This is a genomic window from Bradyrhizobium sp. RDI18 (assembly GCF_043203335.1).
Classification (GTDB): domain Bacteria; phylum Pseudomonadota; class Alphaproteobacteria; order Rhizobiales; family Xanthobacteraceae; genus Bradyrhizobium; species Bradyrhizobium retamae.
The window spans coordinates 6,202,562-6,215,763 of the sequence record NZ_JBICRN010000008.1 but is presented as its reverse complement, the minus strand read 5'-3'; the positions used below and the strand labels follow the sequence as shown (position 1 = coordinate 6,215,763).

At 63.3% G+C, this 13,202-nt stretch carries 7 protein-coding genes and 5 pseudogenes; 5 read left to right on the top strand and 7 right to left on the bottom strand.

What is annotated here, in order from left to right:
- Positions 1-292: 292 nt before the first annotated feature.
- From rpoD to dnaG, 3 genes and pseudogenes are all read right to left on the bottom strand, one after another.
- Positions 293-2,404: pseudogene (rpoD, locus tag ACFXS9_RS39055) on the bottom strand (RNA polymerase sigma factor RpoD).
- Positions 2,373-2,543 carry a hypothetical protein gene (locus ACFXS9_RS39050; RefSeq protein ID WP_392698635.1) on the bottom strand — a complete coding sequence of 57 codons (171 nt, stop codon included), beginning with the start codon at positions 2,541-2,543 and terminating at the stop codon, positions 2,373-2,375. Before ACFXS9_RS39050 ends, rpoD begins: the two are co-directional and overlap by 32 nt.
- A gap of 198 nt (positions 2,544-2,741) precedes the next feature.
- Positions 2,742-4,744 (bottom strand): annotated as a pseudogene (dnaG, locus tag ACFXS9_RS39045) (DNA primase).
- Positions 4,745-4,995: 251 nt separating this feature from the next.
- Between dnaG and ACFXS9_RS39040 the strand changes: the two are divergent.
- Positions 4,996-5,562 carry a chlorite dismutase family protein gene (locus tag ACFXS9_RS39040; protein ID WP_392698633.1) on the top strand — a complete coding sequence of 189 codons (567 nt, stop codon included), beginning with the start codon at positions 4,996-4,998 and terminating at the stop codon, positions 5,560-5,562.
- Here ACFXS9_RS39040 and ACFXS9_RS39035 read toward each other — a convergent pair.
- Positions 5,559-5,956 (bottom strand): annotated as a pseudogene (locus tag ACFXS9_RS39035) (gamma-glutamylcyclotransferase). The gene ACFXS9_RS39040 and the pseudogene ACFXS9_RS39035 overlap by 4 nt on opposite strands.
- A 151-nt stretch (positions 5,957-6,107) precedes the next feature.
- On the opposite strand from ACFXS9_RS39035, the pseudogene ACFXS9_RS39030 reads away from it, so the two are divergent.
- Positions 6,108-6,958 (top strand): annotated as a pseudogene (locus ACFXS9_RS39030) (N-formylglutamate amidohydrolase).
- 22 nt (positions 6,959-6,980) lie between these two features.
- On the opposite strand, the gene ACFXS9_RS39025 reads toward ACFXS9_RS39030, so the two are convergent.
- From ACFXS9_RS39025 to ACFXS9_RS39015, 3 genes are all read right to left on the bottom strand, one after another.
- Positions 6,981-7,598, bottom strand: coding sequence for a LysE family translocator (locus ACFXS9_RS39025; RefSeq protein ID WP_065743208.1), 618 nt, complete (start codon positions 7,596-7,598; stop codon positions 6,981-6,983).
- A gap of 92 nt (positions 7,599-7,690) precedes the next feature.
- On the bottom strand, positions 7,691-8,245 hold the full coding sequence (locus tag ACFXS9_RS39020) for a hypothetical protein (RefSeq protein WP_392698632.1): 555 nt from the start codon (positions 8,243-8,245) through the stop codon (positions 7,691-7,693).
- 10 nt (positions 8,246-8,255) lie between these two features.
- On the bottom strand, positions 8,256-9,701 hold the full coding sequence (locus ACFXS9_RS39015; RefSeq protein WP_392698630.1) for an LVIVD repeat-containing protein: 1,446 nt from the start codon (positions 9,699-9,701) through the stop codon (positions 8,256-8,258).
- Positions 9,702-9,820: 119 nt separating this feature from the next.
- Here ACFXS9_RS39015 and ACFXS9_RS39010 point away from each other — a divergent pair, with 119 nt between their 5' ends.
- The 3 genes and pseudogenes from ACFXS9_RS39010 to ACFXS9_RS39000 all read left to right on the top strand — a co-directional run bounded on the left by ACFXS9_RS39010 (position 9,821) and on the right by ACFXS9_RS39000 (position 13,159).
- Positions 9,821-10,141 (top strand): ArsR/SmtB family transcription factor, encoded by a 321-nt coding sequence (locus ACFXS9_RS39010; RefSeq protein WP_392698628.1) that lies wholly within the window; start codon positions 9,821-9,823, stop codon positions 10,139-10,141.
- Positions 10,128-10,658: an SRPBCC family protein gene (locus ACFXS9_RS39005; RefSeq protein ID WP_392698626.1), complete on the top strand. Its 531-nt coding sequence runs from the start codon at positions 10,128-10,130 to the stop codon at positions 10,656-10,658. The genes ACFXS9_RS39010 and ACFXS9_RS39005 overlap by 14 nt, the downstream gene beginning before the upstream one ends.
- Positions 10,659-10,931: 273 nt before the next feature.
- A pseudogene (locus ACFXS9_RS39000) lies at positions 10,932-13,159 on the top strand (ATP-binding protein).
- Positions 13,160-13,202 lie beyond the last annotated feature (43 nt).

The window sequence follows — 13,202 nt, the reverse complement described above, 5'->3', positions numbered from 1 at the left end:
GTCGGGGCGGATCGCTTTGTTCACCGAGGGTCTTTCTCCGGTAAACGAAAACGGCGGGCTTTCGCCCGCCGCTTTTGTCTCGATGGATTGCTGTGCGGCCGCCTTGCCCTTCGAGACGGGGCCTTTTTCGCTTCTCAGGGTAGAATGCTCTGGCCGTTTGCATTCTCCCGGACGCAGCGCAGCGCGAAGCGGTGCGCTGCTGAGCCGGGGTCCACTTGCTGGAACCTGTGGGTCCCGGCTCTGCGGAGCGTCACTGCGTGCCGCACCGCGTCCGGGACACGAGGCGGAGAGATTAGTTATCCAAAAAGCTCCGCAGCTTCCGGCTTCTTGACGGATGCTTCAGCTTGCGCAGCGCCTTCGCCTCGATCTGGCGGATGCGCTCTCGCGTCACCGAGAACTGCTGGCCGACTTCTTCCAGCGTGTGGTCGGTGTTCATGCCGATGCCGAAGCGCATCCGGAGCACGCGTTCTTCGCGCGGGGTCAGCGAGGCCAGGACCCGCGTGGTGGTTTCGCGCAGGTTGGACTGGATCGCCGCATCGATGGGCAGGATCGCGTTCTTGTCCTCGATGAAATCGCCGAGGTGTGAATCCTCTTCATCACCGACCGGTGTTTCGAGCGAGAGCGGCTCTTTCGCGATCTTCAGGACCTTGCGGACCTTCTCCAGGGGCATGCCGAGCTTTTCGGCGAGCTCTTCCGGCGTCGGCTCGCGGCCGATCTCGTTGAGCATCTGGCGGCTGGTGCGCACGATCTTGTTGATGGTCTCGATCATGTGCACGGGGATGCGGATGGTGCGGGCCTGGTCGGCGATCGAGCGCGTGATCGCCTGCCGGATCCACCACGTGGCGTAGGTCGAGAACTTATAGCCGCGGCGGTACTCGAACTTATCGACCGCCTTCATCAACCCGATGTTGCCTTCCTGGATCAGGTCGAGGAACTGCAGGCCGCGGTTGGTGTACTTCTTGGCGATCGAGATCACGAGACGCAGGTTGGCCTCGACCATTTCCTTCTTGGCCTGGCGCGCCTCGCGCTCGCCCTTCTGCACGCCGTGCACGATCTTGCGGAATTCGCCGATCTCAAGACCCGTCAGCGCCGCCAGCGACTGAATCTCGTGGCGCAGCTCCTTGATACGGTCCTTCTCGTGATGGACGAAATTCTTCCAGCCCTTGGCCGATAATTTCGAGACGCGGTTGAGCCAGCGCGGATCGAGCTCCGAGCCCTGGTAGTTGCGCAAAAGTCTTCGCGCGCGACGCCGTGGCTGTCCCCGAGGCGCAGCAGGCGCCCCTCGAACGAAACCAGCTTCTTGTTGATGTCGTAGAGCTGCTCGACGAGGCTGTCGATGCGGGCCTGGTTCAGCCGCAGCGACTTCACCTCGACGATGATCTCGTCCTTCAGCTTCTTGTACTTGCGCTCCTGCGAGGGCGAGAGCGACTCGCTCTGAAGCTGGTTGGCGATGTCCTGCTCCTGCAGGCGGCGCAGCTTCTTGTATTCGGAGGCGATCTTGTCGAAGGTCTCGACCACCTTCGGCTTCAGCTCGGCCTCGATCGCGGCCAGCGACATCTGGTTTTCGAACTCGTCGTCATCCATGTCGCCTTCGGCGGCGGCTTCCGCGGGATCCTTCTCCTCGGTCTCCACATCGCCCGCCGGGGCTGTACGGAACAGGGGTCGGCGCGGGGGGCGCTGCCGGCGGCGCGACATGCGCGGGCGCGGCCTCGCCGTTGGCGGCCTGGCCGTCGCCTGCGGGGGCGGCGATCATCGCCGGGTTCATGTTGTTCTTGGCGTCGGGGCCAGCATAGGTGGCTTCGAGATCGATGATGTCGCGAAGGAAGATCTTTCCTTCGTTGAGCTCGTCGCGCCAGATGATGATGGCCTGGAAGGTCAAGGGGCTCTCGCAGAGACCCGCAATCATCGCCTCGCGGCCGGCCTCGATGCGCTTGGCAATCGCGATTTCGCCTTCGCGCGACAGCAATTCCACCGTGCCCATCTCGCGCAGATACATGCGGACGGGATCGTCGGTGCGCTCGCCGGGCTCGGACTTCTTGACCTCGGTGACAGCCTTGGCCGTGACCTCGACAAGCTCGTTGTCGGTGTCGTCGTCGGCCTCTTCCTTCTCGGCTTCCTCGTCGGCCTCCTCGGCCTCGGAGACGTTGATGCCCATGTCCGAGAGCATCGACATGATGTCCTCGATCTGTTCGGGCGAGGTGGTGTCGGAGGGCAAGACTTCGTTGAGCTGATCGAAGGTCACGAAGCCGCGCTTCTTGGCCTGCTTGATCATCTTCTTGACCGCGGCATCCGTCAGGTCGAGCAACGGCGACGGCGCGTCGGGGCTATCCTTCTCAGGGGCGTCCGCTGCCTTGTCGTCTTTTTCCTTGTCCTTAACCTGCAGCGTCTTTGCCTTGGTGGCCATTCATCAAGCTCCCGAAACGCGCTTCATGCGGGCGTGCGTCGCCGCCCGCGCTCTTCAACTCAATTCGTTCGAGATGACGTCGTTCGATCGTCACCTCGCTCTGTTCATTCGCCTTCGCATGATCGGTCGAAAGCGGCACCCGCTTTTCCGCACCATGGTTACGACGCGCAAAGGGCGGCGCAGACCGTCGCCACCCCTGCCTTCCGCATCACCGGTTCTGTCTTTCGTAGCCCGAAGGCCCTTAAGCTTTGCTTAACCCTGTTTTTGCCGCCAAATCATGGATTTGGCGAGTCTTTTCGCGGGCTCGGCCAAGGCCGTCCGCATCATTTTTTAATCGTCAAACGCTTTTGCGGAACCGGCCCGAAAGCTCGCCAAAACCCTCAATCAGGGCCTCGGTGCCGTCGAGGAGTCCAGCCGGGCGCCGACATCCTTCAGCCACGCCAGATTGGCCTCGCTGGTCTCCTCGGCCAATGCCAGTTCGGCATCTTTCTTCTCCCTAAGTAGGGCGTGCGTTTTCTGATGCAAGACAACGAGTTGCTGCCAAGTGGCCAAAACGTCCTCGCGCGCCGCGCCGGGCCTCGCGGCCCACACCGCCACCGTCGTGATCGCCCGCTCAACCCGTTGAAGAACCTCGCCTAATCCGCGGGCCTCGAGATCGGCGCGCATTTTTTCGGCCTGCTCCTCTACGTCGGGAGAATGGTGATGGTCGTTGGCGAAGGCCGTAATAATACCGGCGCGGAGCTTGGTGGCCTCGGGATGCGCCAGTTCCAGCATCGCGACCTCCTCCAGATGGTCGTGCAACAGCCAAGGGTGGTTAATCAGGGATTGCAGGATCAAGGCCTCGCGGCGGGACATCGCGCTGCGCTGGCCGCGCATGATCGGGCTGGTCGCAAGCTGGGGGCTCGCCGCCTGGTAGGGGCCGGGGGCGATTCCTGAAGCTATCCCCGGCGGGCGGCCGCCGCGGGGGGCGAACCGGCCGGCCGGGCCCGCTCCGCGCGGCGCAAACGTGCGGGGTGATTCGGGGCGGCCGGTCCGGAAATTACCCCGGCCGTAACCGCCGCGGCCGGCATCGGGCGCAAAGGTGCGCTGCAGGCGCTCGGCGAGATCCTGGCGGTAGTAGCGGCGCACGACCTCGTCGCGGATGCCGTTAGAGAGTTCGTTGATACGCGCTTCCAGCGCGGCGCGCCGTTCGGGAGTGGCAAACGTGCCGCCCTCGATCTCGCGCGACCAGATCATATCGGCGAGCCCACGCGCGGCGCCGATCACCTCCTCGATCGCGACCCGGCCCCCGGTGCGGGCGAGATCGTCGGGGTCCTGCCCCTCCGGCAGCAGCGCGAAGCGCAGGCTTTTGCCGGGCGCGAGATTGGGCAGCGCAAGGTCGGCGGCGCGGTACGCTGCTTTTTGCCCGGCGCGGTCGCCGTCGAAGCAGAGGATCGGCTCGTCCGCCATCTTCCAGAGCAGCGCGAGCTGGTTTTCGGTCAAGGCCGTACCAAGCGGCGCCACCGCACCAGCAAAGCCCGCGGTGACCATGGCGATGACGTCGACATAGCCTTCGACCACGATCAGCGGCGAGCCGTCATGCGCCGCCTGTCGCGCGGGACCAAGGTTGTAGAGATTGTCGCCCTTGTGAAACAGCGGGGTTTCCGGCGAGTTCAAATACTTTGCCGGAACGTCCTTTTCCAGCGCGCGACCGCCGAAGGCGATGACGCGGCCTCTGGCGTCGGCGATCGGAAACATCACGCGGTCGCGGAAACGGTCGTAAGGAACGGGAATATCGTCGCCGCCGACGAGCAACCCCGCTTCCACCATGTCCTCGGTGGAAATGCCCTGCGCGCCCAGATGCTCCTTCAGGGCAAAGCGCTCGGCCGGGGCATAGCCGAGGCGAAACTGCAATTGCGTCGCCGGCGAAATGCCGCGGTCGGCGAGATAGCCGCGGGCCTTGGCGCCGTGGCGCGAGGCCAGCGTGTCGGCAAAGAATTTTACCGCGAGTTCCATCACGTCATGCAGCGTCTTGCGGCGCTGCTCGTGGCGCGCGGCGTCTGGCGTTGCCGCCGGCAGCGGCAGGCCGGCCATGGCGGCGAGGCGCTCGACAGCCTCCGGAAACGAGACGCCTTCCGTCTCCATGACGAAGTCGAAAATGTTGCCGTGCTTTCCGGTCGAGAAGCAGTGATAAAACTGCTTCTGGTCGTTGACCGTGAAAGAGGGTGTCTTCTCCTGCTGGAACGGCGACAGCCCCTTAAACTCCCGCCCCGCCCTCTTCAGCTTCACGCGCCGGCCCACGACTTCCGAAACCGGAAGCCGGGCGCGCAGTTCGTCGAGAAATTGGGGCGTGAAGCGCATGGATCAGGTAGCTGCCAGAGTCGTGGGGCCGTGCCAACCGATTAGGGATACAGGGACGGGCCGTTAAAAGGCGAGGGCTGGCCGGTTTCTCGCCGCTATTCACAGCCCCTTCTGTCATTCCGGGGGATTCGAAGCATCGAACGCAGAATCTCGAGATTCTCTGGTGCGCAATTGCGCACCAGAGTTCGCTTCGCGCCCCGGAATGACAGCGGAAGCTTGAATCGCCGCCAGTTCCGCGCTTCCATGTCCGCATGTTCACGGTGTTCCGGGGTGGCAGGAGCGGGGCGTGGCGGGTGACGCGGTTTGCGCCGGTCAAGGGCGCGTCGCTTTCGCCGACGCCTTCGCTGTCGGTCGTGCATTCGCTGTCAATCACGCTGCCGATCCTGCCCTCGCCGACCTCGTGGCGGCTCGCCGGCTTCGCCAGCCATCTGCGCTATACCGAGCGCGCCGAGAAGACGCAGCTTGACGCCGTGCGGGCCGAGATCGGCCGACCTGAGGCGACTTTTGCGGCGCTGATCCCGATCAAGAAATCGGCGGCGTGGTGGGAGCTGACGCAGGAGGAGCGGCGGCAGATCTTTGAGGATAGATCCCATCACATCGCCGACAGCCTGAAATACCTGCCGGCGATCGCCCGCCAGCTCTATCACAGCCGCGACCTCGGCGAGCCCTTCGACTTCCTGACCTGGTTCGAATACGCGCCCGGGGATGCCGACGCGTTCGAGGAGTTGGTCCGCATGCTGCGCGCGACCGAGGAATGGAAATATGTCGAGCGCGAGGTGGATATCCGCGTCGAGCGTGAGCGGTTGGATGCGGGTTAGTTCTCCAGAAACCTGCCCGAGGCGATGCGCGGCAGGCCGGTGACCGGCCAGTTGTAGACATAGGTCCACGCCTCGCCGGTGGTGCCGTCTTGCAGCGACAGCGGCAGCATGCGGCGGATGTATTCGGTCGGTTCCGGAAACCCGGCGCCGCAGGCCTCATACATGTCGAACTCGGCCAGCAAGGCGTCGCGATCGCGCAAACGATAGAGTTCACCGAACACGACGTCGTTGGCGTCATCCGACAGCACCAGCCCCGGATAATGCTTGATGAGATAGAGTCGGCCGCGGCAGGTGACCGTGCCCAAAAATCCGCACTGCGCGACAATAGCTGCGCCATCGGATGGTCGAAGCCGCGCATCAGCGTGCCGTAGACGAACAGTCGATCTGAAATCATGGAATTTCTATGTCATTGCGCGCGAAGCGATGCAATCCGCCCGGCGGTCTATCGCCAAAACCGTCTTGTGGGGAAGCACCCGGAGCGGCATCGTTAAGCCATTATCGATTCGGATACGTCTCCTCGACCAGCAACGCTCAAGGAAGATACGTTGAACGACGCCGCCGGCACCGCCCTGCTTCTCAGCGCCGAGGATGTTCCTCCAGTCCACGAATACAACACCGCAGGCCGCTCGCCGTTTCTGCTCACGTGCGATCACTATGGAAGGCTCATTCCGCGCGTGCTCGGCGACCTTGGCCTGCCCGAGAGCGAACTGACACGCCATATCGCCTGGGACATCGGCATTGCCGGCGTCGCGGAAGCGCTTTCAAAACATCTCGATGCCCATCTGATCGTGCAGCGCTACTCACGGCTCGTCATCGACTGCAACCGCCCGCCGCACGTCGCAAGCTCGATCCCGCGCATCAGCGAGGCGACCACGATTCCCGGCAATGAAGGCATTTCGCGCGAGGCAGCCGCGATACGGCGGGCGCAGATCTTCGATCCCTACCACCGGCGCATCGACGAGATTATCGACCAGCGCGGCAACGCTGCCATGCCGACGGTGCTGGTGTCGCTGCACAGTTTCACGCCGGTCTATGCCGGGATTGCACGGCCCTGGCACATCGGCACGCTCTACCACCGCGACAAGCATCTGCCGCCGCGCTTGCTGCAAGCGTTGCGCGCCGAGGGCGATCTTGTGGTCGGCGACAACGAGCCCTATGCGGTCAGCGACGACACCGACTACACGATCCCCGTGCATGGCGAGGCGCGCGGGCTGATGAATACGGGGATCGAAATCCGTCAGGATTTGATCTCGATCCCGCCGGCGAGAAGGCCTGGGCGGAGCGGCTGGCACGGATACTTGGGGAGATCGAGGAGATGTTGCGCAAGCAGCAATTGATCGCGTCTCGCCAAGGCGAAGATCGCGTTCCCTTGCAACTCGCGGCCGATCGGGACTAGCTACGTCACACAGATCGCGAGCTCACCGCGCCCGCGTCAGTGCCAGCCAGATGCCGCCGCCGATCATGAAGCCGCCGGAGACGCGCGACACTAGCCGTGTCCGCTGCTTGGAGAAGAACATTCGCGCGCGTCCGGCCAGCAGCGCATAGACCGCGTCGGTCGATGCCGCGATCACCATGAAGGTGACGCCGAGCACTGCCACCTGCGGGAAGTGGTCCTTCTCCATGTCCATGAACTGCGGAATGAACGCGCCGAAGAACACCAGCACCTTCGGATTGGACAGCAGCACCAGCAGGCCCTGCAGGAAAAATCCGCCGCGCGGCGGCGGTGGCGGCTCGTCGGCGTTGACGCCTTCCGCAGGCTGCCAGATCAGCTTGATGCCGAGCCATATCAGATAGGCGGCGCCGGCAAAGCGCACCCAGTCGAACCAGTAGCCCATCGTCGCCATCAGCGACGTCAGGCCGACCGCAACGATGCCGATCACGATGGCAAGGCCGGTTTGCGCACCGGCACAATTGATCAGCGCCGCGCGCGTGCCGTGCCGCAGGCCGTTCGCGATCAGCAGCGTGACGACGGGACCCGGCAGCAGCGCGAGCGCAATGCAAGCGGCGACAAAGGCGAGATAGACCTGAAGGGACATGGGGGAACTCGGTAGGAGAGCGGTTACGTCATTATGCACGCGGGGGCGGCAGATGGAAGCCGTGCTTCTGCTTCCTCTCCCCGTCTTTACCGTCATCTCCCCTCCATCGCGGCCATCATCCAGCGCGTCATTTCGCGGGTCGCCAGCAACGCCAGCGCCGCGCGCCGCGTTTCCCACGCGTCACCGTTACCGTGCGCGACGGCAACGAGGAGGTCGCAGCGGCGCGAGACGGCGATGCCGATGGCGGCGCGCCGCGAACCATCGGATGGTTTGAGATCATAGGCTCTGGTCCGCCCGGCCATGTCGGCGACCTGCACGACCTCGCCCGGCGCGAGCGGCACGAAGTACTGGCTGATCAAATCAACATCCGCGACGCGGTCGACTTCGTCGTCGTCCGCGACGCCGCGGTCGCAGTTGCAGAAGCCGATTTTCGGCCGAACGTATACCTCGATGCCATCGCCACACGACGCGCCGCGGCAACGAAAGGCGCGTCCCGCGGGCCAGCCATCACGCGGGAACGACCAGGCGATCTCCTGCCACGAGCCTTTCTGCTCGCCTTGGCGCGGCACGATGTGCTGGTAGGCCGCGGCGCCCGACAACGCACCGAGCGCGGCGGCCGCAATAACGATGACCGGCCATCGACGCATCACCGCCTCATCACGGCAGGCCGGCGACGACGCGCGCCGGGCCGGTCAGTTCCAGGATGTGCAGACCGGTATTGGCACGATCGACGATGTAGATGTAGCCGCGTTCGTCGGTTTCGACATTGTTGGTCTGGATCGCGACCTTGCAGCGATCCTTGCCGTCGATCTTGACGCAGCGTTTGTCGGTCGCCGCCGTGATCGACGGGATGAAATAGCCGACCTCCTTGGGATGATAGGGATCGCGAATGTCGAGCGCGCGAACGCCGGCATTGAAGAAGGCGATGAAGGCCATCTTCTTGTAGAAGACCTGCGCCATGCTCTCGTTGGAAGAATGCGCGCCGAACCGCCCGCCCCGCTCGCAGAACGTTCCGCTCGCCTCCGGCACGGTGTAGCTCGAAATCATCATCGGCCGGTTCTCGACCGTGACATCGGCGAACCACACCATTTGCCGCGGCTCGTTGCATTCGTTCAAAATCGCCTCATCGACGATCATCACGATGTCGCGGGTCTTGCCGTCCTTGTCGCGCGCGAATTCCGCAATCGGCATGCCCGGCATCGGAAACGTCGTATGCGCGCCGTTGAACGGCGACATCGTCAGCCGCGCAATTTCCGGCGAGCGCAGATTGTCCGGGGTTGGCTCTTTGGGCCCGCCCAGCAATTTCTCGCGATCGACGATCTGCAGAATCCCGCCCTTGTTGGTACCGTAACCGAAATAGACCCGGTTGCCGGAAGGTCCCGTCGAGATCGGACCGTGCAATTCGGTCGGCACCGCACCGGTCGAGCCCGGCTCCTGACCGGGCAGACCAAAATCGCGGATCTTCTGCGGGTGCGCGGGATCGGAGAGATCATAGACCTGCGTCATGCGGCGCGTTCGCCAGTCCGGCGCGCCCGAGACCAGGAAGGCAATGCCGGTGTCGCATTCCCACCAGCTCTTGTGCGTGTCCTTCAATCCCGCAATCCGCGTGATCAATACGGGACTAGTGGGATCGGCAACGTTCCAGATTTCATGCGCCTCGCCGCCGAAGGTGCGCAGCATGTAGACCGCGTTGCGATCGCCCTTCGGCAGCGCCTTGCCGTCGCAAATTCGCACCATCTGCGCGCCGCCGCCTTCATACTTGCCCTCCTGACCCGGCAGGTGGCGCAGATACTTCGGCTGTGAGGGATCGGTGACGTCGACGATCGACGTGCCGTTCGGCTCAGTCTTGCCGGTCTGTGGATTGACCGGCGTTGGAGTCTCGTCGCTGCCGCCGTGATGGCCGATATAGGCAATCCAGCGGTCGCTCTGATGATGGATGGTGGGCTGGTAGGCGCTGCGCGCCTGCAGGTCGCTGGTTCCAACCAGCTTCATGTTGAGCGCTTCAGGCGGCGCCCCAATCACTTGTTGCTGCGCGAAAGCGATGCCTGACGATGCGAGGAAACAGATCGCGAAGAAGACTGCGAGTTTGAGGCGATCGCTCATGTTCCACCCCGACTGTTCAAAACCAATCTGCGTTGGCTGACGGAACAGTAACACAGCCTTGAGCTGCGCCCAAAACACGGCCTTGACATGCAACCTTTTGGTTGCCTATTATCTCCGTCATGGATGAGGTCTTCAAAGCGCTTGCCGACGCGTCACGGCGCTCTTTGTTGGACCGGCTTCACGCCAAAAACGGACAGACGCTGAACGAACTCTGCGACGGCCTCGACATGACGCGGCAGGCCGTGACCAAACACCTTGGAATTCTCGAGGCGGCCAACCTCGTCACGACACTGAGGCATGGCCGCGAGAAGCTGCACTACCTCAATCCGGTTCCGATCCATCAGATCGGCGATCGGTGGATCAAGAAGTTCGAGCGCGGGAAACTCGCCGCGCTCTCTGGGTTGAAACGACGGTTGGAGAAGCGTGATGAGCAAGCGTAACGAAATTGACGTCAGGAACTTCAAGCCGGCCATCGTCTACACGATCTACATCGCCTCGACGCCGGAGAAGGTATGGGAGGCGCTGACGCAAGCGGAGTTTTCCAGGCAGTATTTCTCCGGCCATGCGGTCGAGGTCGATCTCAGGGTCGGCGGCGCCTTCATCATGCGCACGCCGGACGGCGCCCTGCACATCTCGGGCGAGGTGATCGAGTGCGAACCGCTGAGGAAGCTCACCGTCACCTTCAACGTCAACTGGCCGGCGCTGCTCGAAAAGCTCGGGCCGACGCTCGTCACCTACGAGATCGAGCAGGCCGACGATGTAGTCAAACTGACGATGCTGCAATCGCATGACCGGGAGATCAGCGACGACATCCTGTCCGGCGGACGTACAGGCTGGCCTGCAATCCTGTCGAGCCTGAAGAGCCTGCTGGAGACCGGCAACGCGCTGACAATCAAGATGCAGCCGCCGGAGCGGATGCTGGCCGCGCTGAAGGAGCTGGGGATCGGGACACCGTAGGCTCGTCGTTAGCTTATCGTCGTCCCTGCGAACGCAGAGACCCATACTCCGCGGCCGTTGTTGTTGGAAAAGTTGGAACTACTAGCGTGCAAGTTATTGCCACCAGTGGTTATGGGTCCCTGCGTTCGCAGGGACGACGGTGACGGGGATACAGTTCTCCGCGAGTGGACTCACGCCCGCCTAAGGGATATTCCAGCACGAGTTCTAAGACGGCATTCAGATTTGACGTTATTCTATCGCAACACGCTGATTTGAGCGCGGAACGACGCACCGATGAGCCTGCGCACACGGCTATTGATACTGGTTATCGCCGCGATGCTGGTGCCGGCCATCCTTGTGGGACTGCGCTTCGTCCAGAATCGCGCAGGCGACATCGACGCCGCGCGTGCCAGCCTGTCGGCAACCGCCAACGACATCTCAAGCGACCTCGACGAAAAAATTCAGGGCACGGCCCAGCTTCACTACGGTCTCGCCCGCGCCCGCGATCTCGATACGCGTGACAAGGCGGCTTGCTCCGCCTTCCTGTCCGCCGTGCGCGAAGAATATCCGCGCTACACCGGCATCTTGACCATCAATCCGGACGGCAGCCTGTTCTGCGACTCGTTGCGAACCGACCGGACGCTCGATCTCAGGGATCGCGAATATTTCAAGCAGGCGCTGGTTGCACACGGCACCGTCACGCTCCAGCCTGTGTTCGGCCGGTTGACGGGGACCTCCGTGTTGCAGATCGCCTATCCCGTTCGCTCGGAAACGGCAGAGCTGAAATTCATCCTGCTCGCCTCGTTCAATCTGAAGAAGTTCGCCGATGACCACGACAAGCGGCTGTCGAACGACAACCAGATTCTGCTCGTCGACAGGAAAGGCACGATCCTTGTCGCGCCCGAGGGCAAGGACTGGACCGAACCGCCCGGCACATCAATCGCAACTTCCGAGCTGTTCCGGTTTGCGGCCTCGCCGAATCATGAGTCGTTTCGCGAAGTAACCGGGCGGGACGGCCGAACCCATGTCTGGACCGCCGCGCGCTCCCCTCGGTGCGCGATGCCGGACTCTACCTTATGGTCGGGCGAGCCAAGGACGGTTTGGTGGCCGCAGCCAATCGCCGCCTCTACGAGGACCTGGCGATGCTTGCGGTGGCGTCGCTGCTGTTGCTTGCAGGCGTATGGGTTCTGGCGACGATGAGCATCGGTCGTCAGGTCGGACGCCTGGCTGCGATGGCGACGAAGCTTGGAGTTGGCGATCTGAGCGCGCGGATTGCTCCACCCCATCCGCGCGGCGAACTCGGCGGGCTGATGACATTGCTCAACGGCACCGCTGAATCGCTCCAGCATCAGCGCGCCGCCATCGACGAGCTCAACCAGAAACTCACCCAATCCCAGAAAATGGAGGCGATGGGTCAGCTCACCGGCGGCGTGGCGCATGATTTCAACAACCTGTTGACCGTCATTCTCGGCAATGCGGAGCACCTTGCCGAGAAGCTTGCGACACACAAGGAATTGCAAAGGATCGCCGAGAGCATCGCGACCGCTGCCGAACGCGGCTCGGACCTGACGCGCAGCCTGCTCGCGTTCGCGCGCAAGCAGCCCTTGATGCCGAAGCACATCGACATCGGCCGGAAGATCGTCGGCATGGAGCAGTTGCTGCGCCGGACGCTCGGAGAGCATATCGAATGTGAATTCCGGCTTGATCAAGACCTGTGGCAGGTCAGTGTCGATCCCGGCCAACTGGCGTCGGCACTGCTCAATCTGGTGCTGAATGCGCGCGACGCCATGCCATCAGGCGGCAAGCTGACGGTCGAGGTGCAAAATACGTCACTCGGTGAATCCGACGTGGACGTCAACGGTGAGGCGCGTCACGGCGATTATGTGATGATCGCCGTTACGGATACCGGCACCGGCATGACGCCCGAAGTCGCCAGCCGCGCCTTCGAGCCGTTCTTCACCACCAAGGAGGTGGGCAAAGGCACGGGTCTCGGCCTGAGCATGGTTTACGGATTCGCGCAGCAATCCGGCGGGTCGATGCAGATACGCTCCGCACCGGGGCACGGCACCGCCGTCAAGCTGTTCTTCCCCCGCATTGGGGCAATTCAGACGACCACCGCGCCGTCCGCCGGTCAGCCGGCCGCGCCCACCGGCAGCGAGACCATTCTCGTCGTCGAGGACGACGACATGGTGCGCCGCTATGTTGAAGGCGAATTGAAGGCGCTCGGCTACCGCGTCATCGTCACGCCCAACGCGCCCACGGCGCTCGAACTATTGCGCGGCCCGGACAACATCCATCTCCTGTTCACGGATGTCGTGATGCCCGGCGGCATGTTCGGAACCGAGCTTGCGAAGCAAGCCGCCCGCCTGCGGCCTCAGTTGAAGATCCTCCTGACTTCCGGCCATAGCGAACATCCCGTCGAGGCGATCGATGGGGCCGGCCGCGACGTAAGGATTCTGAACAAGCCCTACCGTCGGCACGATCTGGCATCGATGCTGCGTTCGGTCCTGAGGGCGCGTTGACCTCACCGTCGTCCCTGCGAACGCAGGGACCCATACTCCGCGG

Bases quoted from the DNA above. Each gene is read 5' to 3' on its own strand.
- ACFXS9_RS39040 (WP_392698633.1), top strand. From the start codon at position 4,996: ATGTTCACGGTGTTCCGGGGTGGCAGGAGCGGGGCGTGGCGGGTGACG.
- ACFXS9_RS39025 (WP_065743208.1), bottom strand. From the start codon at position 7,598: ATGTCCCTTCAGGTCTATCTCGCCTTTGTCGCCGCTTGCATTGCGCTC.
- ACFXS9_RS39020 (WP_392698632.1), bottom strand. From the start codon at position 8,245: ATGCGTCGATGGCCGGTCATCGTTATTGCGGCCGCCGCGCTCGGTGCG.
- ACFXS9_RS39015 (WP_392698630.1), bottom strand. From the start codon at position 9,701: ATGAGCGATCGCCTCAAACTCGCAGTCTTCTTCGCGATCTGTTTCCTC.
- ACFXS9_RS39010 (WP_392698628.1), top strand. From the start codon at position 9,821: ATGGATGAGGTCTTCAAAGCGCTTGCCGACGCGTCACGGCGCTCTTTG.
- ACFXS9_RS39005 (WP_392698626.1), top strand. From the start codon at position 10,128: ATGAGCAAGCGTAACGAAATTGACGTCAGGAACTTCAAGCCGGCCATC.